The organism is Sulfitobacter undariae (assembly GCF_014196805.1).
In the GTDB taxonomy this organism is placed as follows: Bacteria; Pseudomonadota; Alphaproteobacteria; order Rhodobacterales; family Rhodobacteraceae; genus Sulfitobacter; species Sulfitobacter undariae.
Genome location: NZ_JACIEI010000043.1, coordinates 1 through 1,175, shown reverse-complemented (window position 1 = coordinate 1,175; position 1,175 = coordinate 1). Strand labels below are relative to the sequence as shown.

Genomic DNA, 1,175 nt, shown 5'->3' with positions numbered 1-1,175 from the left:
ACAGCCATCGTTGCAGGCCACAAACAAAGCCAGATCAACGATCTGCTACCGTGGAATTACGTCAAATAGGTGGGATCGACGCACCGCTTACAATGGTATGGCAGGCACATCAACACGGTTATGCCTATTGCGGCGGTTGTGGTTTTCAAAGACTGGACCGGGCTTAAACAACTAGCGGCAGTAACGGTAGCTGCTACGATTGCCTCACACGGCCCGAAACGCTTGTTAAATGACGTAACTGTGCGGGGAACAAGATTGGGGCAGCGCCCCAGTTCCCCAGACTCCGAGCAGAATATGCCTTCCGGGCACGCAACACTTGCCAGCGCTGGTGCTTATTTTATGATCCGGCGCTACAGCCTTTGGCTTGCATTGATCCTGATACCCGTAACACTTTTGACAATGTATGCGCGTGTCATGCTGGATGCACATACCATCTCGGCGGTTCTGTCAGGCGCTTTGACCGGGATTATCGTTACCGCATTGTTTGCTACCAAATCCCGTTACATGAAGGATACATCGCTCCGCATGGTGATCTCAAATCTGAGCATCTGGTCTGAGTTGCGCAGGCAACCTCAAAGTGGCCGTAAATCTGCGTGATTTGCCCCGCATCGGTGACATTATTTCCAAAACACAGCCTGTTGTTCGCACAGAGATTGAACAATCGATAGCCCAAATCCATCAGCAAAATTCGACTTGCGCACAAACCTCTTTGTTACCTCTGTAACTTCCTTGTCGGTCAGTGCCACGCAATCATTTGATATTGGAACCTCTCTACATGACCCAGCGTGGTAGTGTCAGACAAATGCGACCCAGTCTCAGTTCCTTTACGTTCCACCGCGAAAGCGGAAACCGACATACATCATCACGCCAAGCGGATGGTCGCGTGGCTCGTCTTGAAATAGCGGAAAGGACTGTGCTTTGTCATCCAACCACGCTAATTACTCGCCCTGTCCGCCTAAACAAGTTTTATACTGACAGTTCCCAAAGGAGGCCACCACATTGACAAAAGCATAGCCACAGGTAAATAGCTAAGAATCGGTCGAATCTCGGTGACAGTACCGGGTCAGTTCTCAACTGTCATTTGTTGATGTTATTTTGTTGTTTGAACGAATAAACGCCGCGCAGGATGAGCTGCGCGGCGTTTATATTTATAACATTGTCTAGAGAGATACGTT

General features: G+C 49.4%; 1 protein-coding gene. It reads left to right on the top strand.

Annotated elements, in window-relative coordinates:
- Positions 1-120: 120 nt before the first annotated feature.
- A complete protein-coding gene (locus GGR95_RS19085; protein ID WP_281395980.1) occupies positions 121-597 on the top strand; it encodes a phosphatase PAP2 family protein in 477 nt (158 codons plus the stop codon).
- Positions 598-1,175 lie beyond the last annotated feature (578 nt).